This is a genomic window from Streptomyces sp. NPDC058985 (assembly GCF_042740985.1).
GTDB lineage: Bacteria > Actinomycetota > Actinomycetes > Streptomycetales > Streptomycetaceae > Streptomyces.
In genome coordinates, this window is sequence record NZ_JBHYJX010000021.1 from 14,185 (window position 1) to 36,692 (window position 22,508).

A 22,508-nucleotide genomic window follows, 5' to 3' on the forward strand; every position below is an offset into this window, starting at 1 on the left:
CCGTACCGACCCGACGGGCGGTACGGAGCCTCTCGTCGTGTCAGGCGGTCGCGAGCGACACCTCCGTCGACTTGATCAGCGCGACGACGGGAGAGCCGACGGACAGGCCCAGGTCCTCGGCGGCCTCCTTGGTGACGACGGCGGTCAGCGCGCCGCCCTCGACCGCGATCCCGACGGACGCCATCGCACCCCCCGTGGTGAGTGCGGTGACGGTGCCGGGCAGCCGGTTGCGGATCGACAGGCCCTCGGCGCGCCCGGTGGCCAGGGCGACCTCCGTGGACTTCACCAGGGCCCGGACGGCGGTACCGGCCGCGAGCGCCAGGTCGTCGGCGGCGTCCCGGGTGATCGCCGAGGTGAGGTCCTGGCCGCCGGAGAGGCGGACCTTGACCGTCGCCATGGCCTCGCCCGGGGTGACGGTGGTGACGGTGCCGGGGAGCTGGTTGCGGATGCTCAGGCTCATGGGGGGACCGTAGCCCTGAGAGGGGAGCTGTGCCGGGCACCCGGGGCGTTGGAGGTAACGCGATATGGCGTCGAAACCAGGGAAGGAGGCTCGGGCGGAAGGGGAGAGGGCTTGGGGAGGCGGCCGTGACCGCGTAGGCGCGGCGGATTACGGGGAGTGATCGGCCTTGGGCACACATCGGGGCCGGTTCGCAACCGTGGCTGCGGGCCGGCCCCATGACGCGCCGGCGGAGTGATGTCACCCCGGCCGGCGGGTGCTCAGGCGGCGGTGATCAGACCCGCGCCGACGGGGCGGTGCGGGGCGATGATCTGGCCGTCCGGCAGAAGCTCACCGGTGTCCTCGAAGAGGACGACGCCGTTGCACAGCAGGCTCCAGCCCTGCTCCGGGTGGTGCGCCACGAGGCGGGCGGATTCCCGGTCGGCGGAGTCGGCTGACGGGCACGGTGGCTGGTGCTGACACATGAGTGGGGTCTCTCGGTCTGTGGTGATGGGTGAGTCTGCTGTCTTGTCTGTCCCGCGGCGTGAAGCGTTGTTCATGGCCGCCCCCCGTATGTTCAAGTCGGTCCGAACCCAGTGTTGCCCCACGGGCGCCGATCCGCAGGTATTTCGCAGCACCGCTTCTCACCCGTTGATGACGCATCACCCGCGCGGACGGTTCAGCCCAACTGCACTGTCACTTCGGGTGGTTCGGCATGGCCGAATGGGGCTAGTCCGCGCGGGTGGGTGCGATGCGGGTCAGGCGGGCGAGCTCAGCAGCCCCGTAGGTGTCACCCGGTGCGTGAGGACCGGCAGCAGCTCGGCGACCCGGTGCGGACGGTGGGCCGCGATGCCCGGAGGCGCGGGCGCCAGCGGAATCAGCAGGTCGGCGGCGGCGGGGTGTCCGGCGGCGGCGTCCGCGGCGCAGTCGCCGTGCAGCCACAGCGTGAGCATGTACAGCTCGGGAACCGACAGCAGACGCGGCTGGTAGGGCTGGGGCACCGACTCGGCCTGCCGCAGCGCGCGTTCGGTCGAGGCGACGTAGGGACCCTCGAAGAAGTGCGAGAACGCCCAGCCGTCCGGGGTCAGCATGGTCTCCGCGGCCGCCACCGCCCGGTCGCCGCAGCGGATCAGGAACCGCCACCCGGCCAGCCGCGTCGCCGTCGCGCCCTCCGCCGTGACCCGGTCCAGGACGTGCACGGGCAGCGGCAGTTCGGGCGCGACGGGGCCCTGGGCACCGAGCAGCCCGGGAGTCCGGGCCTCGTGGACCGCGGTGGGCGAGGAGAGGGCGGTGAGGACGGAGCGCAGGGCGGGCGCGGGGGCCGGCGGGACACGCAGGGGCATGGTGGGTCGCCTCTCATTCGAAGGCACGGTGGCGCGAGGGCGGAGCGGGGCGGACGACGCTGTCAGCTCACAGGGCTGGGGAGGCAGGGGCCGGGGTCCGGGAACCGAGAAGGGGGTGAGGTCTGCCGCGTGTCAGCTCGACGACGGCATCCTTCGACCGTGGGCGCCGGTCTTCTGCCTTCAGCGGAGTTTATACGACATGTGTTCAGACTGTGTTTCGGCTAGCCGATTCCGGCAACCAGTACAAGGTTGCATTCGGTCGTGGAGATGCGGGATTTCTCCGGATTTTCCGGCCGGTGCACGACGGTGACCTCGGGGAATGTTCACCGAGCGGTCGGCCAATTGTCGTCGGCGTTTTTCACGAGTTACCGGACCCGGAAACTGCTCCGCGCGCCATGCCTGGTGAATGTGCCACCGGTCACATCGGCACAGCGTAGCGGGTGCCGGGCCGCCGCGGGACGTTATCGATCGCTTCGGCTGGGCATCATCCAACCTGACCGGCCACCGGCGGCCGGATCTTCGACTGCCGCTCGCAGAAGGGAAGCCTCCATGGGGGAGAAGGTCGTGGCAGGTCAGTTCGACCTGTCCGATCGCCAGCGCTACCGCGAGAAGCTGCAGCGGTGCCTGACGGGTCTGGAGCGGCTTCTGGCGGAGAAGCGGTTCGACGAACCGAAGAACCTGATGGGGCTGGAGATCGAATTGAATCTCGTCGGTGCGGACGGGATGCCGAAAATGTTGAATGCGCAAGTCCTCGAACGCATCGCGAGCCGGGACTTCCAAACAGAACTCGCCATGTTCAACCTGGAAGTCAACATCGCTCCCCACCGGTTGGGCGGCCGGGTATTCGACCGGCTCGCCGAGGAGATCCGTACGTCTCTGGCATATGCGGACCGCAAGGCCGGCGAGGTCGACGCGGGAATCGCGATGATCGGAATTCTGCCGACGCTGGACCGTGACGATCTCGTTTCCTCCAATCTCTCCGCCGTGGACCGCTACGCCCTGCTCAACGACCAGATCGTGGCCGCCCGCGGTGAGGACTTCACCCTCGACATCGAGGGGGTCGAGCGTCTGACCTGCACCTCCAAGTCCATCGCGCCCGAGGCCGCCTGTACCTCGGTGCAACTGCACCTCCAGGTCACCCCGGACCGCTTCGCCGACGTGTGGAACGCGGCCCAGGCGGTCACCGCCGCGCAGATCGCCGTCGGCGCCAACGCGCCGTTTCTGTTCGGCCGCGAGCTGTGGCGCGAGTCGCGCCCTCCGCTGTTCCAGCAGTCCACGGACACCCGCCCGCCCGAGCTGCAGGCCCAGGGCGTGCGGCCGCGCACCTGGTTCGGGGAGCGCTGGGTGACCTCGGCCTACGACCTGTTCGAGGAGAACCGGCGCTACTTCCCGGCACTGCTGCCGATCTGCGACGACGAGGACCCGCTGGCGGTCCTGGACGCCGGAGGCGTGCCCTCGCTCGCCGAACTGGTCCTGCACAACGGCACCGTCTACCGCTGGAACCGCCCCGTCTACGACATCGCCGACGGCGTCCCCCACCTGCGGGTGGAGAACCGCGTCCTGCCCGCCGGACCCACCGTCACCGACGTCATCGCCAACGCGGCCTTCTACTACGGTGTGGTGCGCGCGCTCGCCGAGGAGCCCCGGCCGGTGTGGACCCGGCTGCCGTTCGAGGCCGCCGCCGACAACTTCGAGGCCGCGTGCCGGCACGGCATCGACGCCCGCTTCGAGTGGCCCCGCCGCGGCCGGCTGGGCGGCACCACCGAGGTCGACGCCGCCGTCCTCGTACGCGACGAACTGCTGCCGCTCGCCGCGGCCGGGCTGGACGCGTGGGGTGTGGAGCCCGCCGACCGGGACCTGTACCTCGGTGTGATCGAGGAGCGGTGCCGGCGCCGGGTCAACGGCGCGTCCTGGCAGGCGGCCACGTTCCACCGGGGGCTGGAGGCAGGGCTGTCCCGGGAGGACGCGCTGGCCGCCACGACCCGCCGGTACGTCGAGCTGATGCGCGAGGGTGATCCCGTGCACCTGTGGCCGGTGGGCCTGCCGGAGCCGGCGGCGCTGGGCTGACCCGCACCGGGCCGGCGCCGGGTCGGCCCCGGGCCCCGCCGCGCACCGTCCCATACTGATCGGGCAAGCTGTGACGTCCCAGCTGGAGGCAGGTGTGCATGGCGGAGGCGGGCCCGGTGGACGATTCGTTCCCTCACAAGCCGGTCGTCGGGGAGCAGGGTTCCCCGGAGCGGCTCTCACGGCGGACCCTGCGTGACGAGACGCTGCTCGTCCTGGCGCTGTCGCTGGGCGCGAGCGGGGTGTCCGCCCTCATCAGTTTCATCGGCTCGGTCACCCGGCCCGGCGGGCTCAAGGACCAGGCGGCCACCCTCAACGCCTCCGCGGCGCCCGGCCGTCCCTGGCTGGACCTGGCCTGGCAGCTCTTCGGCATCACCACGGCCCTCGTCCCCGTCGCCCTCGTCGCGCACTTCCTGCTCCGGGAGGGCAGCGGCCTGCGCGCCCTGGGCTTCGACCGCACCCGGCCGTGGCCCGACCTGGGCCGCGGGGCCGCCGTCGCCGCCGTCATCGGCAGCACCGGCATCGCCTTCTACCTGGCCGCCCGTGGCCTCGGCTTCAACCTCACGGTGGTGCCCGAGGCCCTGCCCGGCGTGTGGTGGAAGTACCCCGTACTGATCCTCTCGGCGGTGCAGAACTCCGTCCTGGAGGAGGTCATCGTCGTCGGCTATCTGCTGCGCCGCCTCGACCAGCTCGGCTGGAGCGCGGGCGCCTCACTGGCGGCCAGCTCGGTGCTGCGCGGGTCGTACCACCTCTACCAGGGCATCGGCGGCTTCATCGGCAACATGGTGATGGGCGTCGTCTTCGTGTACCTGTACCGCCGTTGGGGGCGCGTGGGTCCGCTGGTGGTGGCGCACGCGCTGCTCGACATCGGGGCCTTCGTCGGGTACGCGCTGCTGGCCGGCAAGGTGGGCTGGCTGCCGACGGCGTGAGCGCGCGGGGCGGGGAACGGTGTGCGCGTGCCGGGTGGCCTGGCGCGTGCGCGGTACCGTCCGGTGCGGGTGGCGTGGCGTGAGTCTCCCCGCCCCGTCCCGACGGCCGGTCAGGCCAGCAGCTCACCCTCGAGCACCGTCACCGCGCTGCCGCTGAGCAGTGTGCGCCCGCCCCGCAGCTCCGTGCGGACCAGGCCGGAGCGGGGCGATGCCTGGAGCCCCGTGAGGGCGGGTCGGCCCAGTCGCTCGGACCAGAAGGGCGCGAGGGCCGTGTGGGCACTGCCCGTGACGGGGTCCTCGTCGATGCCGACGTTGGGGAAGAAGCAGCGGGAGACGAAGTCGTACCCCTGGGCGGGGTCGTCCGCGCGGGCGGTGGCGATGATGCCCCGCTCGGAGTGGGCGCCCAGCGCCTTGTGGTCCGGCGTCAGGGCGCGCACGGTCGCCTCGTCGGCGACCTCGACCAGCAGGTCGCCGGTGTTCGGCCCGGTGTCGAGGACGGTGAGGGGCTGGGCCCCGAGGGCCTCGGCGACGCCCGCCGGGGTCTCCACCGGAGTCAGCGGCGCGGTCGGGAAGTCCAGGGTGATGGAGCCGTCCTTGCCAGGCGTCGCGACGAGGACGCCGCTGCGGGTGGCGAACCGCACCGGGCCCTGGTGGGCGCCGGTGGTGGACAGCACGTGGGCCGTGGCGAGGGTCGCGTGGCCGCACATCGCGACCTCGGTGGCCGGCGTGAACCAGCGCAGCGCCCAGTCGGCTTCGCCGCCCGCGGGCAGGGGGTGGGCGAACGCCGTCTCGGCGTGATTGACCTCCAGGGCGACCCGCTGCAGTCGGTCGTCGTCCGGGAAGGCGTCGAGGAGCAGGACTCCGGCGGGGTTGCCGGCGAAGGGCCGGTCGGTGAAGGCGTCGACGATTCGGATACGCATGCCCCGACGCTAGACGTCGCGCGGCGCCGCGGACCAAGGCCAATCGCCGGTCGCTGGACCGGGTTCCACGTGGATCGCGGGCCCGGCGCCGCACATCCGCCCATACAGGCGTCAGGGCTCGGGGAACGAAACGGGGGCTTGCTCTGCGATAGCTTCCGATATATCGTCGAGGTATCGCGACAGATCAACGACTGAATGGAGTGATGGCGATGCGTACCCACGGATACGAGCGTGGACATGGTGGACAGGGCCGCGGCGAAGGCGGCCCCTACGGCCGTGGCGGTTTCGACGGGCGGCGTGCGGCCTTCGGCCCCTTCGGGCCGGGTGGCCCCGGCGGCGGCCCCGGTGGTCCGTTCGGGCCGGGCTTCGGTCACGGCGGCCCCTGGGGAGGCCGAGGGCGCGGCGGGCCCAGGGGAAGGGCACGGCGGGGCGACGTGAAGGCGTCGATCCTGGCCCTCCTGAAGGACCGGCCGATGCACGGCTACGAGATGATCCAGGAGATCGCCGAGCGCAGCGGCGGGGCGTGGAAGCCCAGCCCCGGTTCGGTGTACCCCACCCTCCAGCTGCTGGAGGACGAGGGCCTGATCGCCAGCGAGAGCGAGGGCGGCAAGAAGCTGTTCGCGCTCACCGAGGAGGGCCGCGCCGCGGCCGGGGAAGGCCCCGACGCACCCTGGGAAGAGGCTTCGAAGGGCGTCGACTGGGAGGCCCTGAACGACATCCGGCAGGCCGGCTTCGGGCTGATGGAGGCGTTCGGCCAGGTCTGGAAGACCGGCAGCAAGGAGCAGCGGGACAAGGCGCTCGCCGTCATCGGTGACGCCCGCAAGAAGCTGTACCTGATCCTCGCCGACGAGGACTGACGGAATACGGAGTGCCGGGTGCCCCGCGGAGCGATCCGCGGGGCACCGTCGCGTGGTCGGGGTGAAACGGCTTGATCTCATCCGCAAGGAGGAGATTCCGGCCGCGCGGGTCCACTCTGTGTGGGACGCCGAAATGCTCCCCCTCGGGGATGACGCGCACGTCCGGGACTGGTGAGCTGGGAGATGTGCAACCCCGTATCCCCCGGCAGTCGGCCGGCGAGCAGGACGTCCGGCGCCCGGACGGCACCGACCTCGATGACCGGTTCACCGCGGAACTGGCGTCGGCGGTCTCCGGTGCCCGCCGCAGGGCGGTGCGGGACGGGGACCGGCAGGTCGACACGGCCCATCTGCTGCACTCCCTCCTGGAATCCGACGGCGAGGTCCGGGCGGTGCTCGGGGACGGGCCCCGGATCGCCCGGCTGCTCGGCTACCTCGTGCAGCGCAGCATCGGCTACGGCCTGCGCTGGCAGAGCGCCGTCGAGGACTCCGGAGCCCTCCCCCTCGTGACCGGCGTCGCCGGATTCTCGCCGCTGGCCGCGGCCGCCATGGCGGAGGCCGGTGTGCGGGCCGCACGGCGCGGGCACGTCCGGGCCTGCGGCGTCGACCTGCTCGCCGCCCTGGTCGCGGACCCGCAGGCGCGCGCCGTCGAGATCCTGGCCCGTGTGGCCGTCGAGCCGCGCACGGTGACCGCCGAAGTGGACCGGTACTTCGAACCGGCGTCCTGAGCCCCGAGGTTCGGCCGCTCGGCCTCAGGCGATCGCCGGGCCGTCCTTCCCACGCGTGCCGCCCGCCCCCCCCCACGTAAGCCTGGGACGCCCGGACGTCCAGTCGGTGAGACAGGAGCCATTGGGGGTGACGGTCATGTCGACCCCTGTCATCATGTGCCGGTGTATACGTCTGACAGCGCTCGCGGCAGCCGCGGCAAGGGGACCGGGCTCGGCCTGGCGCTCGCTTCCGCGGTCGCCTTCGGCGGTTCCGGAGTCGCGGCCAAGCCGCTCATCGAGGCGGGCCTCGACCCGCTCCACGTGGTCTGGCTGCGGGTGGCCGGCGCCGCCCTGGTGATGCTGCCGCTCGCCGTGCGCCACCGCGACCTGCTGCGTCGCCGCCCCGGACTGCTCGCCGGGTTCGGTCTGCTGGCCGTGGCCGGTGTGCAGGCCTGCTACTTCGCGGCCATCTCCCGCATCCCCGTGGGCGTCGCCCTGCTCGTCGAGTACCTCGCGCCCGCCCTGGTCCTGGGCTGGGTCCGGTTCGTGCAGCGGCGGCCGGTGACACGGGCCGCCGCACTCGGCGTGGTCCTCGCGGTCGGCGGGCTCGCCTGTGTGGTGGAGGTCTGGTCGGGCCTGCGCTTCGACGCCGTCGGACTACTGCTCGCGCTCGGTGCCGCCTGCTGTCAGGTCGGCTACTTCGTCCTGTCCGATCAGGGCAGTGACGCCGGTGACGAGGCCCCCGACCCGCTCGGCGTGATCGCCTACGGCCTGCTCGTCGGGGCCGCCGTGCTCACCGTCGTGGCCCGCCCCTGGACGATGGACTGGTCCGTCCTCGGCCACACCGCCCCCATGGGCGGCACCCCGGTCGCCGCGGCCCTGCTGCTCGCCTGGATCGTGTTCATCGCAACGGTCCTCGCCTACGTCACCGGCGTGGTGGCCGTGCGCCGGCTGTCTCCGCAGGTCGCCGGCGTCGTCGCCTGCCTCGAAGCGGTCGTCGCGACCGTGCTGGCCTGGGTGCTGCTCGGCGAGCACCTCTCCGCCCCGCAGATCGTCGGCGGCGTCGTGGTGCTGGCCGGTGCCTTCATCGCCCAGTCCTCGACGCCCGCCAAGGGCTCCGCGGAACCGGTGGCGAGCGGCGGGGAGGAAAGGGAGTTGTCCCGGCGGGGAACGGCGGCCTAGGGTGCGGATCATGCACTCCGACGCACTCGTCCTCCCGCCTCCGGCCGCCTGAGGCGGGCCCCTGTGACGAGCCCGGCGCGTGGTCGCCGGGCCGGACGGTGCTGCCCGCAGACGCAGTCCTCGCGTCCCCGGCAGCTCCGGGGCCGCTCCGAACGTCCGCGCCTCGTGCGCGTCTGCGGAGAGAACTCGTGTCGAATGCCGTCTCCGGCCTGCCCGTCGGGCGTGGCCTCCTCTATCTGATCGTCGCCGGTGTCGCCTGGGGCACCGCCGGTGCCGCCGCCTCGCTGGTCTACCGGTCCAGTGACATGGGCCCCGTCGCCCTGTCCTTCTGGCGCTGCGCCGTGGGACTCGTCCTGCTGCTCGCCGTCCGCCCGCTGCGTCCGCGTGGGCGGAGCACGGCCGTGGCCGAGCCGTTCGCCCGCAAGGCGCGGCGGGCGCTCGTCACCGGCCTCGGTCTCGCGGTGTTCCAGACCGCCTACTTCGCCGCGGTGCAGTCCACCGGGCTGGCCGTGGCCACCGTCGTCACCCTGGGCGCCGGGCCCGTGCTGATCGCGCTCGGCGCGCGCCTCGCCCTCGGTGAGCACCTCGGACCGGGCGGTGCCGCCGCCGTCGTCGGCGCGCTCGCCGGGCTCGTGGTGCTCGTCCTCGGCCAAGGGAGCACGACCGTCCGCCTGTCGGGCGTACTCCTCGCGCTGCTGTCCGCCGCCGGGTACTCGGTGATGACACTGCTCACCCGCTGGTGGGGCCGCGACGGCGGGGCGGACGCCGGCAGCACGTCGGTGGGCGCCTTCGCCGTCACCAGCCTGTGCCTGCTGCCGCTCGCCCTCGCCGAGGGCCTGCTGCCGCACACCGCCGAACCGGTCCGGCTCGGGCTGCTGCTCGCGTACGTCGCCGCCGTGCCGACCGCCCTCGCCTACGGGCTCTACTTCGCCGGAGCGGCCGTGGTCCGGTCCGCCACCGTTTCCGTGATCATGCTCCTGGAGCCGGTCAGCGCGGCGGCGCTCGCCGTTCTGCTGCTCGGGGAGCACCTCACGGCGGCCACCCTGGCCGGCACGCTGCTGATGCTCGGCTCGGTGGCGGGGCTGGCGGTGGCGGAGACCAAGGCGGCACGGTCACGACCGGCGCCCGCCTGACGACCGGGGGCCGCTCGGTGCGGGCGGCCCCACGGGTGGTCCTCCCGCGCCCTCGGAGGGATCCCGCCGTGGACCTCGCCCGTACGCCGGTCGCCTCCAGCCGCAGCCCGCGGATGCCGGACAGCAGCCCGCCGTACGGCGCCTCGCCCGCCGCGGTCCGCGTGGCGGCCCCTGCGGGGCGGCCTGCCAGGGGCTGGGGACGTACACGGAGTCGTCGACCACGCTCAGCAGAGTGGCGGGGCGGCCTCCAGCGCGGACCGCAGCGGGTTGGGCGGGGTGAGGTGTGTGATCACCCCGCCGGTCGCGCCACTCGTCGTGTCCCGCGACGCGTCCCAGGGGTGGACCGGCATCACAGGTCCGAGAGGTAGCCGGGCAGGGCGGTGCCGGTGTCGAGGTCCGGGTCGGCGACCGGGGCGTCGTACCCCTTGCGCACCGGGACCAGACCCGCCCAGTGGGGGAGGGCGAGGTCCTCCGGTTCGTCGTTCACACCGCCGGTGCGGAGCTTGGCGGAGACCTCGTTCAGGTCGAGGCGGATCACGGCGGTGGCGGCCAGCTCCTTCTTGTTGGCGGGCCGGGAGTCCCGGGAGCGGCCGGGGACGACGTGGTCGACCAGGGCGTCCAGGGCGGTGCGCCGCTCCTGCGGGTCCGTCACCTCGTACGCCGTGCCGTGCACGACCACCGACCGGTAGTTGATCGAGTGGTGGAAGGCGGAGCGGGCCAGCACCAGCGCGTCCACGTGGGTCACCGTGAGGCACACCGGCAGGCCCGGGTCCGCGGCGCCGGTCATCCGCAGCGGGCGCGAGCCCGTCGAGCCGTGCACGTAGAGCCGCTCGCCCACCCGCCCGTAGAGGGTCGGCAGGACCACCGGGGCACCGTCCCGTACGAAGCCGAGATGGCAGACGTAGCCCTCGTCGAGTATCGCGTGCACCAGTTCCCTGTCGTACGAGGCGCGGTCGGGGGAGCGGGTGGGGACGGTGCGGTCGGTGGACGGGTAGGTGGTCGCGGGCTGCGACGGCGTCGGTGCGGTCCCCTGCATGGCGTTCTCCATTGCACTAGTGCATAATGTTATTTGTGCTAGGAGAGTATCTGATCGCAGGACGGGGCGCAGCGGAGATTTCCGCGAGCGTCGAGCGTGCGGTGGGCTCGGGGGAGCTGGAGCCGGGGCAACCGCTGCCGCCGATGCGGGAGTTGGCGGAGCGGCTCGGGGTGAACCCGAACACCGTCGCCGCCGCCTACCGCACCCTGCGCGAGCGCGGGGTGATCGAGACGGCCGGGCGCCGGGGCAGCCGGGTGCGCGCGAAGCCCGCCACCACGGGCCGCGAGTTCATCCGGGTGGAGGTGCCCGAGGGGGTGCGCGACCTCTCCGACGGCAATCCGGACCCGGCACTGCTGCCCGCGCTGGGCCCGGTGTTCGCCGCGGCGGCCGAGCAGGGCGACCGGGATCCGGTGCTGTACGGGCACGCGGCCGTCTCCGAGGAACTCGCGCGCGTCGCCCGCGCCGAACTGGACGCCGACGGAGTGCCCGCCGGGCCCGTGGTGGTCACGTCCGGCTCGCTGGACGCCATGGAACGGGTCCTCGCCGCCCACCTCAGGCCCGGCGACGCCGTCGCCGTGGAGGACCCGGGCTGGGGCAGCCTCCTCGACCTGGTCCCGGCGCTCGGACTGCGCACGGTCCCCGTCCGCGTGGACGACGAGGGGCCGCTGCCCGAGGACGTGCGCCGGGTGCTGGCGGCCGGTGCCCGCGCGCTGGTCGTCACGGTCCGCGCGCAGAACCCGACGGGCGCGGCCGTCGGCGCGGCGCGCGCGGCCGACCTGCGGTCCGTGCTGAGCGACCATCCCGAGACCCTGCTGATCGAGGACGACCACGGCCACCGCATCGTCGACCTGCCCCCGCACCCCCTCGCCGGTACGACCCGCAACTGGGCCTTCGTCCGCTCGGCGGCCAAGGCCTGCGGGCCCGACCTACGGCTCGCCGTGTTCACGGGGGACCCCGTCACGCTCGACCGGGTCCGCGGCCGCCAGCGGCTGGGACCCGGCTGGGTCAGCCACGTCACCCAGCGGGCCGTGGCCCTGCTCTGGGCGGGCGGCGCGGTGGACGCGCACGCGGTCGCGCCGGTGTACGGGCGGCGCCGGGACGCGCTGCTCGCCGCCCTCGCGGACCACGGGGTCGCCGCGCACGGCCGCAGCGGCATGAACGTGTGGATCCCGGTGCCGGACGAGACCGGTGCCGTCGCCCGGCTGCTGCACGCCGGCTGGGCCGTGGCCCCCGGCGCACGCTTCCGCGTCGGCGCCCCGCCGGGCATCCGGATCACGGTCTCGGCGCTGTCCGAGGAGGACATCGGCCCGCTGGCGGCGGCAGTTGCGGCAGCGGTGGGGCCGGGGGCGGAGGCTTCGCGGAGCTACGTCTGAGAGGCGGTGGTCCGAGGATGCTCCCGCGGCCTCGCTTCCGCGTGCTCCGGGACCGGGGCGACCGCGGGCGTCCCGGCGGTCCTCGGCCGGGACTGGGTCAGCGCCGCCCCGGCGAGGACGATCACCGCACCGACCGGGGTCGACCAGGACAGCGACTCGCCGAGGAGCGCCACGCCCGCCGCGGTGGCGATGACGGGGGTGAAGTACGTGACCATCTGGGCCGTCGTCGGCCCGACCTCCGCGACCAGGTCGTACTGGATCAGGAAGGCCAGCCCGGTGCCGAGGACGCCCAGGGCCGCGACCGACAGCAGGGGCAGGACGGGAAGACTGGTCGGGACCGAGGTGAACAGCGGTGTCACGACGGCGAGTTGCAGCGTGGCGAGGCCCAGCTGGGCGCCCGTCAGTGAGAGGTGGGAGTGGCTGGAGCCGGCCAGGGTGCGGCGCACGTAGATCCAGCCGACCGGATAGCTGAACGAGGCCAGCAGGGCCAGGGCGGTGCCCGTGACGTCCAGTCCCTCGAAGCCCTGCCAGACCCCCAGCACCGTCAGGACGCCCAGGAAGCCGATGCCGAGCCCTGCCACCCGGCGCCGCGTCGGCCGGTCCTCGGAGAGGGCGACCAGCGACAGGGCCATGCCCCACAGCGGCGAGGTCGCGTTGCAGATGCCGGCCAGCGACGACGGGATCGTCAGTTCCGAGAAGGCGAACAGCGAGAACGGCAGCGCGTTCAGCAGGAACCCGGCGACCGTCAGATGCACCCAGGTCCACGCGCCGCGCGGCAGCCGCTCCCGCTTCACCGCCATCGCGGCCGCGACCACCGCCGTACCGAACGCCAGCCGCCCCAGCGTGACCTGGAACGGGGCGAAACTCTCCGTCCCCACCTTCATGAAGAGGAAGCTGAAACCCCACACGAGGGAGAGGAACCCGAAGCGCAGCCGCCAGTCGAGGACGCGACGGGCCGCGGGCGAGGACGTACCAGTGCTGCTCATGCGAGCAACGATGGAGCAGAACATCCTCGTAGCACAATCGAGATTTGGAACCGAATACGCCGTAGTGTTGCTTACATGTTGAACCTGGAGCGCCTGCGCACCCTCGACGCCCTCGCCCGGCACGGTTCGGTGAGCGGCGCCGCCGCCGGTCTGCACATCACCACCTCCGCCGTCTCCCAGCAGATGGCCAAGCTGGAGCGGGAGGCCGGTCAGCAACTGCTGGCGAAGAACGGGCGCGGGGTGCGGCTCACCGACGCGGGACGGCTGCTCGCCGAGCACGCGGCCCGCATCCTCTCCCAGGTCGAGCTGGCCCAGGCCGATCTGGAGGCGCAGCGCGGGCAGGTGGCGGGCGAGCTGCGGCTGTCCGCGTTCCCGACGGCCGCCCGCGGACTCTTCCCCACGGCTCTCGCCGACCTGCGCACCGAGCACCCCGCGCTGCGCCTGCGCTCCTGCGAACTGGAACCGGAACGCGGCATCAACGGCGTGGTCCGCGGCGACCTCGACCTGGCCGTCGTCCTCGACTGGTACAACAAGCCGATGCCGCTGCCCGACGGCCTGGTCAAGGCGCCGCTCCTCGACGACCCCGCCGACGTGGCCATGCCGGCCGGCCACCCGCTCGCGGGCCGGGACGAGGTGGACCTCGCCGAGTTCGCCGAGGACGAGTGGATCACCTGGGGCGAGGGCGAGTTCTGCCACGAGTGGCTGATGTTCACGCTGCGCTCGAAGGGCATCGAGCCGATCGTCGGACACCGCGCCGCCGAGACCCACACCCAGCTCGGCCTGGTCGCCGCCGGGCTCGGCGTGTGCATCGCGCCCCTGCTCGGGCGCCTGCCGATGCCAGCGGAGGTCGTCACCGTCCCCTTGAGGCAGCGGGTGCGCCGGCACGTGTACGTCGTGTGGCGCGCGGACGCGGACCGCCGCCCGTCGATCCGGGCGGCGGTGGACGCGCTGCGGGCGGCCGCGGCGAAGGTGGGACAGCCGGGCTGAGTCCGCCACGGCGGACGCCAGAAGTGACCAAGGCCGCTCTACGGCGACGCCAGCTTGCGGAAGTCCCAGCTGACGACCTTCTCCGGGGTCAGCCGCAGCCAGGCGTGCCGGCCGTCATGGGGCAGCTCCTCCAGACCGAAGTTCTTGCGGGCGAACAGCGTCTCCGGGAAGTCGAGTTCGGCACACAGCTCACCGGTGCGCGGTGCCTCGCCCACGAACTCCACCCGGCCGGACAGCTCCGCGCCCCGCAACTCGTCGTACTCCTCACCGGTGTCCACCACGACCGCCACCCGCGGGTCGCGCCGCAGATCCGTCCAGCGCCTGCTGCGCACGACCGAGTACAGCCACATCGAGGCACCGTCCCAGGCGAACCACAGCGTGCTCACGTGCGGGGCGCCGTCGGCCGAGACCGTGGCGACCCGGCAGGTGCGCTGGGTGGTGAGGAACACCTCCAGCTCGCCGGGGGTCATCATGATCTTCCGGCCCCGGCGCTGGGTCACGGTCATCCGGCCAGCTGGATCGAGTCCCCGCTCACCGTGATCTGCACGGCGGGCAGCGGCTTGGGCGCCGGACCGCTCTGCACGCTGCCGTCGGTGATGGAGAAGTTGCTGTTGTGACAAGGGCAGTTGATGACCCCGTCGGACACGCTCTTCACGGCGCAGCCCTGGTGGGTGCAGGTGGCGGAGAACGCCTTGAACTCGCCCGCGGAAGGCTGGGTGACCACGACCTTCTGGTCGGCGAAGACCATACCGCCGCCCTCGGGGATGTCGGCGGTCGCCGCGAGCGCGGCCCCCGCTCCCGCGTCCTCGCCGCCGCCCGCCTCCGCGGACGGGGAGCCCGAGGACGCGCCGCCGGTGTCGCTCGACGCGTCCTCGTCCGAGCCTCCGCACGCCGCCAGCACGGCGGTGAGCCCCGCCGCTCCGGCCGCCGCCACGACGGTACGACGGGCCGGTCCGGCGACGGGATGAAACGATGCGCTGGTCATGCTGGGGTTCCCTTCGGGGGGATGCGTGATGATCTGCCGAGAGGTACGGCCCCGTGGCACGTGCTGTTCAGACCGTGCGGTGATGCTGTCGGTTCGGCGGTCGGGCGGGCGTAAAACACGGCTGTCGATTCGCTGTCGACGGGTGACTCGGAGCGCCGCCGGGGAGTTCACCGCTGGTCGGTGGTGTGCGCCGGAGGCGACACGGTCACGGAACCGGACGAGCCGATGGTGACCCGGCGGCTCCGGCCGCCGATGACGACGGTGATGGTGCGGCCGGGGGCGCCGTGCAGGGTCGCGGCGGTTACCCGCCCCGCCTGCCAGGCCACGTCGACCGTGAAACCGCCGCGTACGCCGATTCCGGTGACCGATCCGCCGGCGGACCAGGCGTCCGGCAGAGCGGGGAGCAGCTCGACGCGGCCCGGGCGGGACTGGACCAGCATCTCGATCATCGCCACCGGCGTGCCGAAGTTCGCGTCGATCTGGAAGACGGAGCTGCCTCCGAACGAGTACATGTCGAAGAAGTTGCCCGCCGTGCCGTTGCCGAAGTCCACGGACGGCTTCATGACGGTGAGCACGCACTGGTACGCCTTGTCGGCGTGCTTCAGCCGTGCCCAGCACAGGGACCGCCATGCGGTGGCCCAGCCGAAGCTGTCCATGCCGCGCGCCTCCAGCAGCTTGGTGGCACCGCCGATGAGCGAGGCGGGGGAGTCCTGGAGGTTGACGCGGTCGCCGGGGAAGAGGCCCACGTGTGCGGACAGGTGGCGGTGCGTGGTCTCGCCCAGGTTGTCCTCGCTCATCCACTCCTCCAGCCAGCCGCTGCGGGCGCCGACCTCGGGCAGGTGGAGCCTGCTCCTCAGTCCGTCGACCGTGGCGGCGTACGCCGCGTCCCTGCCCAGCTCGGCGGCGGCCTCCCGGTAGTTCTTGAACAGCTGCCAGACCAGTTCCTGCGCGTAGGTGATGCCGCGGGCGTCCTGCGGGCCGTGCTCCGGTGACCAGTCGTGGTCGTCGACGAGGACCTCTCGCCCCGCCACCGTCGTCGTGATCAGTCGCGCTTCCCAGAATTCGCAGGCGCCCTTCAGCAGCGGGTAGATCTTCGCCAGGTCCGCGGGGTGCCGGGTGTACTCGTAGTGCTCGTAGAGCGAGTTGCACACCCACGCGTTGCCCGCCGGGTGCCACCACCAGCCGTTGCCGCCCCAGACGTTGGTGGAGATGGCGAGCGTCCAGCCGGCGACCTTGCCGGAGGTGTTCCGGAAGCGGTTGCGGGGGTCCTGGAAGAGGGCCTCCGTGGTGGCCCGCCAGCCCGGCAACTGTGCCACGCAGTAGTCCGTGAAGGCGTCGAAGCACTCGGACAGCCCGGCCCGGTCGGGCAGCCAGTAGTTCATCTGGACGTTGATGTCGGTGTGGTAGTCGCTCATCCACGCCGGGGTGTTGCTGTCGAGCCACAGGCCCTGGAGACCGGTGGGCAGGCTGTCCCGGGAGCCGCAGATGGTCAGGTACCGGCCGAACTCCAGATAGGAGGCCTCCAGTTCGGGGTCGGGGGCGGCGCCTGCCTCGGCGCGGGCGGCGAGCCGGACGGGGGTCTCCATGGCACGCTGGGCGGCGCTGGAGCTGCCCAGGTTCACCGTCGTCCGCTTCTGCAGCCGCTGGAAGTCGGCGACATGGCCGGCGAGCAGCGCCGAGCCGCCGGCCCCCGCGGCCCGGGCGGCCTTGTCGCGGGCGACGGTGAGCGGAACGAGGTCCGTGTCCTTGTACTCGATCGACGCGTCCGCCTTGTAGTCGGTGCCGCCCGAGACGATCAGCACGACCTCGGCGCAGTCGCTGAAGGTCACCTTCGTGCCGGTCGCGGAGACGGTGCCGCCCGCGCCCGCCGCCTTCACGAGGGTCGCGTACCTCAGCGCGTTGGTGAACGTCGCGGCGAAGGACGCCTCGGCGGCGCCCGCGTCGGCGGTCACCTTCTCGTCGCGTGTCCCGGCCAGCGTCAGGGAGCCGGTGTAGGAGCCGCCGCCGCTCTGGGACAGGCGCACCACGACGACGTCGTCCGGGTGGCTGGAGAACACCTCGCGGCGGTAGGTGACGCCGCCGAACTCGTAGGTGGCGGTCACCAGTCCGTTGCTCATGTCGAGCGTGCGGCGGTAGTCGGCGACTGCCGTGGGGGTGTGGGCGGGGATGTCGACGCAGGCCTTGGCCAGCATGCCGAAGGTGCCGAAGTCGTCGGTGCCGTAGGGGAACTGGCCGTCGGACTGCAGCGCGGCGTTGGCGTGACCGGTCCACAGGGTCGCGTCGGTGAGGACCAGGACGTCCCGGGACGGGTGGCCGGTGACCAGGGCGCCGAGCCTGCCGTTGCCGATGGGCAGGCCCTCCTCGATCACCCTCTCCTCGGCGCCGGGCTTCGTGTACCAGAGGGCGACCGCCTCGCTCTCCGGCACCAGCGACGCCGCGCCGGAAGGGCTGTCGTCGGCGGCGGGGGAGGGGGTGCGGGAGCGATCGGACATGGGGATACGGCTCCTTGCGAGGGGGAGAATGCGGGACTCCGCGACAGGCAGCAGTGCAGCCGGGCGGACCGGGTACTGTCAACCCATCCGGCCTGTTTCCTATAGGAAAGAGCGAGGTTGACTTTCCGTACCCCCGTGCCTTCGCCTGGTCTCTTGGGTAACGCCGGGACAGACCCTGTGGCCGTTTCCTATTCGATCGAGGGCTGGGCATGGAGGGAGGGTGGACGACCTCACATCGTTAAACTGCTGATGGCCCCAGCCCCCACCGCACCGATCAGTAGGAGACCCGGATGCCGGCGCACGACTCCTCCGTCCCGCCGGTCCGTCAGGTTCTGTCCGACAGTGTCTACGAGGACATCAAGGCCAAGGTCATGGACCACGAGATCGCTCCGGGCGCCCGTGTCGGCATCGAGGCCCTGGCCCGTGAGCTGGACGTCTCACCGACCCCGGTGCGGGAGGCGCTCGCCAGGCTGGAGTCCGACGGTCTCGTGGTCAAGCGCTCGCTGTCCGGGTACCGGGCGACCGAGCTGCTCACCCGCCAGGGGGTGGCGGAGCTGTTCGAGATGCGGCTGCTCCTGGAGCCGCGCGCCGCGGCCCTGGCGGCGCACAACGCCGAGGAGAGCCAGCTCGACGCCCTGGAGGCCACGCTGGAGGGCATGCAGGCCCACCCCGGGCCCACCGGGCCGTACGCCTCCTACCGGGACTTCGCCGCGCTGGACCAGTGCTTCCACGACACCGTCGCGGATGCCGCCCACCGGCCGCTGCTCGCGGACGCGGTGGAGCGGCTCCACACGCACCTGCACATCTTTCGCCTCAGCAACGTCCAGAACATCCAGGAAGCGGACGATCCGACCCTGGGCGAACACGAACGCATCGTGCGGGCGATCCTGCGCCGCAGGGCCGAGCACGCCGCGGAAGCGATGGCCGAGCACCTCAACCGCAGCCTCGAACGCCAGCTGGGCCGGTTCGACGAGGAGTGAGAAGGGGGACCGGCGCGCCGGCCCCCTCCCCGTCACTCCGGGTGTGCTCCGGGCACGCGGTAGACGCGCCGAGCGGTGCCGGACCACACCTCGGACCGCTCGGCCGGGTCCAATCCGGCGGTGAGCGTCCGGGCCGCGTCGACGACCGCACCGTAGCCCCCGGCCAGCGTGCTCACCGGCCAGTCGGAGCCGAACATCAGCCGCCGGGGGCCGAAGGCGTCGATCACCGTGTCGGCGTACGGCCTGAGGTCGTCGACCGTCCATGACGACCAGTCGGCCTCGGTCACCATGCCCGAGAGTTTGCACACCGTGTTGGGCAGCGAGGCCAGCTCCCGTACCCGCCCTGCCCAGGGTTCCAGCGCCCCGGACGCGATCGGCGGCTTGCCGAGATGGTCCAGGACGAAGGTGAGGCCGGGCACCGCGGCCGCCGCTCGCGCCGCGGCGGGCAGCTGGTGCTCCAGCACCACCAGGTCGTAGACGAGTCCAGCCCCGGCGACGGCACCCAGGCCGCGCAGAACGTCCGGGCGGGTCAGCCAGTCGGGGTCGGGTTCGCCCTGGACCTGGTGGCGGATCCCGCGCAGGAAGTCACCACCGGGCAGTGACCGCAGCGCGTCGAGCGCGTCGGCGACGTCCGGGGCCGTCAGATCGGTCCACCCCACGACCGCCCCGATCAGATCGCTCCGCGCGGCCAGGGACAGCAACTCGGGTGTCTCCTCGGCGACGTTGACCGTCTCCACGAGCACCGTGGCCGTGACCCCCGCGGCGCCGGCCGCGGCCGCCAGGTCGGCGGGGACGAAGGAGCGCCGCAACGGGGCGAGCCCGGGGCCGTCGAGCCACTCCTGGTCGCGTACGGCGAGGTCCCACAGATGGTGGTGGGCGTCGATGGCGGTCACCCCGGGCTCCCCTCCAGCGCCGGCACCGGCACTCCGCCGGGCAGCAGGCCCTGAGCCCGCAGATCGTCCCATACGGCCCCGGGGGCGGGCCCGCGGACCTGTGCGACGGCGTCCACGACCTGGGCCGCCGAGCGCGCACCGACGAGGACCGACGCGACCGCCGGATGCCCGAAGGGGAAGCGGAGCGCGGCGGCCCGCAGCGGCAGCCCGTGCGCCTCGGTCACCGCGCGCATCCGTACCGCCCGGTCCAGGAGGTCCGAGGGCGCCGCCGCGTAGTCGTACGTGGCGCCCGGCACGGGGTCGGCCAGCAGCCCGGAGTTGAACACACCGCCGACGATCACGCCCTTGCCGGCGGCGGTCGCGGCCGGCAGCAGCGTCTCCAGGGCTCCCTGTTCCAGCAGGGTGTAACGCCCGGCGCAGAGCACCGCGTCGACGTCCGTGTCGGTCAGGAACCGGGTCAGCATCCGGCTCTGGTTCATCCCCGCGCCGATCGCCCGGACGACCCCCTGCGACCGCAGCTCCTCCAGCGCCGGGTACGCCTCCCGGAAGGCCTGTTCCCCGTGCTCGTCGGGGTCGTGGAGCAGGACCAGGTCCACGCGGTCCAGCCCGAGACGGGTGAGGCTGTCCTCCAGTGAGCGGCGTACGCCGTCGGCGCTGAAGTCCCACCGGCGCCGGTGGGTCGCCGGTACCGCGAAGCCGTTGGCCCGGTCGTCGCCGCCGCCGTCGTGCGGTTCGAGTACCCGGCCCACCTTGGTGGAGAGGACGAAATCCTCCCGGGGCCTTGTCCGCAGGGCCGCGCCCAGCCTGCGCTCCGAGAGGCCCAGACCGTAGTGCGGGGCGGTGTCGAAGTAGCGGATGCCCGCGTCCCAGGCCGCCTCCACGGTGGCCGCCGCCTCGTCCTCGCCGACGTCCTCGTAGAGTCCGGCGATGGCGGCGGCACCGAGGCCGAGGGCGGTGACCGGCACGCCGCTGCCTCCCAGGAGCGCCGCCCTCACCGTCCCTCCGGGCGTAGCCGGAGGCCCTGCATGCCGCCGTCCACGGCCAGGGCCGTGCCGGTGACGCTCGCGGCGGCCGGGCTCGCCAGGTAGGCGATGGCCGCGGCGACCTCTTCGGCGGTGACCAGACGGCCCATGGGCTGGCGGGCGTTGAGCGCCGCACGCTCGGTCTCCGGGTCGGGCGCCTGGGCCAGGAGACGGCCCACCCAGGGAGTGTCCGCCGTCCCGGGGTTCACGCAGTTCACACGAATGCCCTCGCGGACGTGGTCCGCCGCCATGGCGAGGGTGAGGGCCTGGACCGCGCCCTTGCTCGCGCTGTACAGGGCCCGCTGCGGCAGTCCGGCCGTGGCCGCGATCGAGCAGGTGTTGACGACGGCGGCGTGCGCGGAGGCACGCAGGAGGGGAAGAGCCGCCCGGGTGGTGCGTACGATGCCGAGGACGTTCACGTCCAGGACCCGGTGCCACTGGGCGTCGTCGTTGTCCTCGACCGTGCCCGTCGCGCCGATCCCGGCGTTGTTGACCAGGATGTCGAGGCCGCCGAGTTCGTGGGCCGCCGCGGCGACGGCGGACCGTACCGAGGCGTCGTCGGACACGTCGGCGGCGTAGCCGTGCAGGGGCTTGTCCACGGCCGACGGGTCGAGGTCGAGGACGGCGACGTCGGCGCCGCGGGCGGCCAGCAGGACGGCGGTGGCCCGGCCGATGCCGGAGGCGCCGCCGGTCACCAGGGCCTTGAGCCCGGACACTTCGCTCATGAGGGGGTTCCCTTCTCCTGTGCGGCGAGGTCGGCGGCCCAGAAGACGCCGTCGGGATAGCGGTAGGTCGCGATGGAATCGGGGTGCATCCGGGACGAGAAGCCGGGCGCGGTGGGCGCCGTGTAGTGGCCGTCGGTGATGACCACGGGGTCGTCGAAGTGCTCGTGGAGGTGGTCGACGTACTCGATGACCCGGTTCTCGGTGGTGCCGGACAGGGCGACGAAGTCGAACATCGAGAGATGGCGGACCAGTTCGCACAGCCCGACTCCGCCGGCGTGCGGGCAGACCGGGACGCGGTACTTGGCGGCGAGCAGCAGAATGGCCAGGTTCTCGTTGACGCCGCCCACCCGTGCCGCGTCGATCTGGAGGACGTCGATGGCCTCGGCCTGCAGCAACTGCTTGAAGACGATGCGGTTGTGCACATGCTCGCCGGTGGCGACCTTGACGGGCGCGACGCCCCGGCGCACCGTCGCGTGACCGAGGATGTCGTCGGGGCTGGTGGGCTCCTCGATCCAGTACGGGTCGCTGTCGGCCAGGGCCCTGGTCCACTCGACGGCCTCGGCGACGTTCCAGCGCTGGTTGGCGTCGATGGCGATGCGGATGTCCGGGCCGACCGCCGCTCGGGCCGTGCGCAGCCTGCGGACGTCGTCCGCCAGGTCGGCACCGACCTTGATCTTGATCTGCGGGAAACCGTCGACGACGGCCTGCTTGGCGAGCCGCACCAGCTTCTCGTCGGAGTAGCCCAGCCAGCCGGGGGAGGTGGTGTACGCCGGGTATCCGCGCGACAGCAGCAGGGCCTCCCGTTCGGCGGCGCCCTTCTTCCCCCCACGGAGCAGGGTCACGGCCTCCGCGCGGGTGAGCGCGTCCTCGATGTAACGGTAGTCCACCTGGTCGGCGAGCCACTCGGGCTCCGCGTCGGCGAGGAGCCGCCACACCGGCTTGCCGGCCCGTCTGGCCGTGAGGTCCCAGACCGCGTTGACCACGGCGCCGACGGCCATGTGCATCACGCCCTTCTCCGGTCCGAGCCAGCGCAGTTGGCTGTCACCGTTGAGGGCCCGGCTCACCGTTCCCGGATCGGCGCACACCGCGTCCACGGACCGGCCGACGACATGGGGGCGCAGCGCGGTGACGGCCGCCGCCTGCACCTCGTTGCCGCGTCCGATGGTGAAGGTGAAGGCGTGCCCCTCCAGACGCCCCCGCGGGCCGTCGTCCGCGTCGGTCCGCAGGACGACGTAGGCGGCCGAGTAGTCGGGGTCGGGGTTCATCGCGTCCGAGCCGTCCAGCTCACGCGAGGTGGGGAACCGGACGTCGACGACCTCGACGTCCGTGATGCGGGCCGTGGGGTTGGTCGTCATCGCGTCCCCACGCGTCCTCGAAGGTTCGACGCCGGCGGCCGGGACCGTCGATCTCCAGTTCCACCGTTCAGCAGCTTCACGTGTTCTCCTCGCGGTCGCGGCACGG

Annotated in this window: 22 protein-coding genes; 9 read left to right on the plus strand and 13 right to left on the minus strand. The window is 72.8% G+C overall.

All coding sequences use genetic code 11. The features are described 5' to 3' along the window. Positions 1 to 40 precede the first annotated feature (40 nt). From ACFW01_RS19715 to ACFW01_RS19725, 3 genes are all read right to left on the minus strand, one after another. On the minus strand, positions 41 to 460 hold the full coding sequence (locus ACFW01_RS19715) for a TOBE domain-containing protein (RefSeq protein WP_234957627.1): 420 nt from the start codon (positions 458 to 460) through the stop codon (positions 41 to 43). A gap of 257 nt (positions 461 to 717) precedes the next feature. Continuing rightward, positions 718 to 921 carry a DUF5999 family protein gene (locus ACFW01_RS19720; protein ID WP_125494525.1) on the minus strand — a complete coding sequence of 68 codons (204 nt, stop codon included), beginning with the start codon at positions 919 to 921 and terminating at the stop codon, positions 718 to 720. A gap of 273 nt (positions 922 to 1,194) precedes the next feature. Then, positions 1,195 to 1,779, minus strand: coding sequence for a hypothetical protein (locus ACFW01_RS19725; RefSeq protein WP_234957626.1), 585 nt, complete (start codon positions 1,777 to 1,779; stop codon positions 1,195 to 1,197). 549 nt (positions 1,780 to 2,328) lie between these two features. On the opposite strand from ACFW01_RS19725, the gene ACFW01_RS19730 reads away from it, so the two are divergent. Continuing rightward, entirely contained in the window at positions 2,329 to 3,846 is a 1,518-nt protein-coding gene (locus ACFW01_RS19730; RefSeq protein ID WP_234957625.1) for a glutamate--cysteine ligase, read from the plus strand. Positions 3,847 to 3,944: 98 nt separating this feature from the next. Beyond that, complete coding sequence (locus tag ACFW01_RS19735; RefSeq protein WP_384505031.1) at positions 3,945 to 4,772, plus strand: CPBP family intramembrane glutamic endopeptidase; 828 nt, start codon at positions 3,945 to 3,947, stop codon at positions 4,770 to 4,772. A 110-nt stretch (positions 4,773 to 4,882) separates the two neighbouring features. Here the strand turns inward: ACFW01_RS19735 and ACFW01_RS19740 are convergent, their stop codons facing one another. Beyond that, the gene (locus ACFW01_RS19740) at positions 4,883 to 5,692 is read right to left on the minus strand and encodes a PhzF family phenazine biosynthesis protein (protein ID WP_384505034.1); all 810 of its coding nucleotides are present in this window, start codon (positions 5,690 to 5,692) and stop codon (positions 4,883 to 4,885) included. A gap of 209 nt (positions 5,693 to 5,901) precedes the next feature. On the opposite strand from ACFW01_RS19740, the gene ACFW01_RS19745 reads away from it, so the two are divergent. The 4 genes from ACFW01_RS19745 to ACFW01_RS19760 all read left to right on the plus strand — a co-directional run bounded on the left by ACFW01_RS19745 (position 5,902) and on the right by ACFW01_RS19760 (position 9,568). Next, positions 5,902 to 6,549, plus strand: a complete 648-nt coding sequence (locus tag ACFW01_RS19745) for a PadR family transcriptional regulator (RefSeq protein WP_234957622.1) — start codon at positions 5,902 to 5,904, stop codon at positions 6,547 to 6,549. 185 nt (positions 6,550 to 6,734) lie between these two features. Then, entirely contained in the window at positions 6,735 to 7,274 is a 540-nt protein-coding gene (locus ACFW01_RS19750) for a Clp protease N-terminal domain-containing protein (protein WP_234957621.1), read from the plus strand. Between the two features lie 156 nt (positions 7,275 to 7,430). Continuing rightward, positions 7,431 to 8,435 (plus strand): DMT family transporter, encoded by a 1,005-nt coding sequence (locus tag ACFW01_RS19755; RefSeq protein WP_384505038.1) that lies wholly within the window; start codon positions 7,431 to 7,433, stop codon positions 8,433 to 8,435. Between the two features lie 188 nt (positions 8,436 to 8,623). Then, entirely contained in the window at positions 8,624 to 9,568 is a 945-nt protein-coding gene (locus tag ACFW01_RS19760; protein ID WP_384505041.1) for a DMT family transporter, read from the plus strand. Between the two features lie 349 nt (positions 9,569 to 9,917). On the opposite strand, the gene ACFW01_RS19765 is transcribed toward ACFW01_RS19760, so the two are convergent. Continuing rightward, positions 9,918 to 10,604, minus strand: a complete 687-nt coding sequence (locus tag ACFW01_RS19765) for a pyridoxamine 5'-phosphate oxidase family protein (RefSeq protein ID WP_234957618.1) — start codon at positions 10,602 to 10,604, stop codon at positions 9,918 to 9,920. A gap of 35 nt (positions 10,605 to 10,639) precedes the next feature. Between ACFW01_RS19765 and ACFW01_RS19770 the strand changes: the two genes are divergently transcribed. Further along, positions 10,640 to 11,977 (plus strand): aminotransferase class I/II-fold pyridoxal phosphate-dependent enzyme, encoded by a 1,338-nt coding sequence (locus ACFW01_RS19770; RefSeq protein ID WP_384505044.1) that lies wholly within the window; start codon positions 10,640 to 10,642, stop codon positions 11,975 to 11,977. On the opposite strand, the gene ACFW01_RS19775 is transcribed toward ACFW01_RS19770, so the two are convergent. Then, positions 11,968 to 12,963: a DMT family transporter gene (locus ACFW01_RS19775; protein WP_384505047.1), complete on the minus strand. Its 996-nt coding sequence runs from the start codon at positions 12,961 to 12,963 to the stop codon at positions 11,968 to 11,970. The two genes, ACFW01_RS19770 and ACFW01_RS19775, sit on opposite strands and share 10 nt — an antisense overlap. Positions 12,964 to 13,038: 75 nt before the next feature. On the opposite strand from ACFW01_RS19775, the gene ACFW01_RS19780 reads away from it, so the two are divergent. Next, the gene (locus ACFW01_RS19780; RefSeq protein ID WP_234957615.1) at positions 13,039 to 13,950 is read left to right on the plus strand and encodes a LysR family transcriptional regulator; all 912 of its coding nucleotides are present in this window, start codon (positions 13,039 to 13,041) and stop codon (positions 13,948 to 13,950) included. Between the two features lie 38 nt (positions 13,951 to 13,988). Here ACFW01_RS19780 and ACFW01_RS19785 read toward each other — a convergent pair whose 3' ends face one another. From ACFW01_RS19785 to ACFW01_RS19795, 3 genes are all read right to left on the minus strand, one after another. Then, the gene (locus ACFW01_RS19785; protein ID WP_384505051.1) at positions 13,989 to 14,456 is read right to left on the minus strand and encodes a pyridoxamine 5'-phosphate oxidase family protein; all 468 of its coding nucleotides are present in this window, start codon (positions 14,454 to 14,456) and stop codon (positions 13,989 to 13,991) included. Beyond that, positions 14,453 to 14,935 (minus strand): Rieske (2Fe-2S) protein, encoded by a 483-nt coding sequence (locus ACFW01_RS19790; protein WP_234957613.1) that lies wholly within the window; start codon positions 14,933 to 14,935, stop codon positions 14,453 to 14,455. Before ACFW01_RS19790 ends, ACFW01_RS19785 begins: the two co-directional genes overlap by 4 nt. A 167-nt stretch (positions 14,936 to 15,102) precedes the next feature. Beyond that, positions 15,103 to 17,427 carry a glycoside hydrolase N-terminal domain-containing protein gene (locus ACFW01_RS19795; protein ID WP_384505054.1) on the minus strand — a complete coding sequence of 775 codons (2,325 nt, stop codon included), beginning with the start codon at positions 17,425 to 17,427 and terminating at the stop codon, positions 15,103 to 15,105. 290 nt (positions 17,428 to 17,717) lie between these two features. On the opposite strand from ACFW01_RS19795, the gene ACFW01_RS19800 reads away from it, so the two are divergent. Beyond that, positions 17,718 to 18,407 carry a GntR family transcriptional regulator gene (locus ACFW01_RS19800; protein WP_384505057.1) on the plus strand — a complete coding sequence of 230 codons (690 nt, stop codon included), beginning with the start codon at positions 17,718 to 17,720 and terminating at the stop codon, positions 18,405 to 18,407. A 32-nt stretch (positions 18,408 to 18,439) separates the two neighbouring features. On the opposite strand, the gene ACFW01_RS19805 is transcribed toward ACFW01_RS19800, so the two are convergent. The 4 genes from ACFW01_RS19805 to ACFW01_RS19820 are packed head-to-tail and all read right to left on the minus strand — an operon-like array spanning position 18,440 to position 22,402. After that, a complete protein-coding gene (locus ACFW01_RS19805) occupies positions 18,440 to 19,300 on the minus strand; it encodes an amidohydrolase family protein (RefSeq protein WP_384505060.1) in 861 nt (286 codons plus the stop codon). Further along, the gene (locus ACFW01_RS19810) at positions 19,297 to 20,295 is read right to left on the minus strand and encodes an aldo/keto reductase (protein ID WP_234957609.1); all 999 of its coding nucleotides are present in this window, start codon (positions 20,293 to 20,295) and stop codon (positions 19,297 to 19,299) included. The genes ACFW01_RS19805 and ACFW01_RS19810 overlap by 4 nt, the downstream gene beginning before the upstream one ends. Further along, positions 20,292 to 21,047: an SDR family NAD(P)-dependent oxidoreductase gene (locus ACFW01_RS19815; RefSeq protein WP_384505063.1), complete on the minus strand. Its 756-nt coding sequence runs from the start codon at positions 21,045 to 21,047 to the stop codon at positions 20,292 to 20,294. Before ACFW01_RS19815 ends, ACFW01_RS19810 begins: the two co-directional genes overlap by 4 nt. Next, positions 21,044 to 22,402: an enolase C-terminal domain-like protein gene (locus ACFW01_RS19820; protein ID WP_384505066.1), complete on the minus strand. Its 1,359-nt coding sequence runs from the start codon at positions 22,400 to 22,402 to the stop codon at positions 21,044 to 21,046. Before ACFW01_RS19820 ends, ACFW01_RS19815 begins: the two co-directional genes overlap by 4 nt. Positions 22,403 to 22,508 lie beyond the last annotated feature (106 nt).

Bases quoted from the DNA above. Each gene is read 5' to 3' on its own strand.
- ACFW01_RS19715 (WP_234957627.1), bottom strand. From the start codon at position 460: ATGAGCCTGAGCATCCGCAACCAGCTCCCCGGCACCGTCACCACCGTC.
- ACFW01_RS19720 (WP_125494525.1), bottom strand. From the start codon at position 921: ATGTGTCAGCACCAGCCACCGTGCCCGTCAGCCGACTCCGCCGACCGG.
- ACFW01_RS19725 (WP_234957626.1), bottom strand. From the start codon at position 1,779: ATGCCCCTGCGTGTCCCGCCGGCCCCCGCGCCCGCCCTGCGCTCCGTC.
- ACFW01_RS19730 (WP_234957625.1), top strand. From the start codon at position 2,329: ATGGGGGAGAAGGTCGTGGCAGGTCAGTTCGACCTGTCCGATCGCCAG.
- ACFW01_RS19735 (WP_384505031.1), top strand. From the start codon at position 3,945: ATGGCGGAGGCGGGCCCGGTGGACGATTCGTTCCCTCACAAGCCGGTC.
- ACFW01_RS19740 (WP_384505034.1), bottom strand. From the start codon at position 5,692: ATGCGTATCCGAATCGTCGACGCCTTCACCGACCGGCCCTTCGCCGGC.
- ACFW01_RS19745 (WP_234957622.1), top strand. From the start codon at position 5,902: ATGCGTACCCACGGATACGAGCGTGGACATGGTGGACAGGGCCGCGGC.
- ACFW01_RS19765 (WP_234957618.1), bottom strand. From the start codon at position 10,604: ATGCAGGGGACCGCACCGACGCCGTCGCAGCCCGCGACCACCTACCCG.
- ACFW01_RS19775 (WP_384505047.1), bottom strand. From the start codon at position 12,963: ATGAGCAGCACTGGTACGTCCTCGCCCGCGGCCCGTCGCGTCCTCGAC.
- ACFW01_RS19780 (WP_234957615.1), top strand. From the start codon at position 13,039: ATGTTGAACCTGGAGCGCCTGCGCACCCTCGACGCCCTCGCCCGGCAC.
- ACFW01_RS19785 (WP_384505051.1), bottom strand. From the start codon at position 14,456: ATGACCGTGACCCAGCGCCGGGGCCGGAAGATCATGATGACCCCCGGC.
- ACFW01_RS19790 (WP_234957613.1), bottom strand. From the start codon at position 14,935: ATGACCAGCGCATCGTTTCATCCCGTCGCCGGACCGGCCCGTCGTACC.
- ACFW01_RS19795 (WP_384505054.1), bottom strand. From the start codon at position 17,427: ATGTCCGATCGCTCCCGCACCCCCTCCCCCGCCGCCGACGACAGCCCT.
- ACFW01_RS19800 (WP_384505057.1), top strand. From the start codon at position 17,718: ATGCCGGCGCACGACTCCTCCGTCCCGCCGGTCCGTCAGGTTCTGTCC.
- ACFW01_RS19815 (WP_384505063.1), bottom strand. From the start codon at position 21,047: ATGAGCGAAGTGTCCGGGCTCAAGGCCCTGGTGACCGGCGGCGCCTCC.
- ACFW01_RS19820 (WP_384505066.1), bottom strand. From the start codon at position 22,402: ATGACGACCAACCCCACGGCCCGCATCACGGACGTCGAGGTCGTCGAC.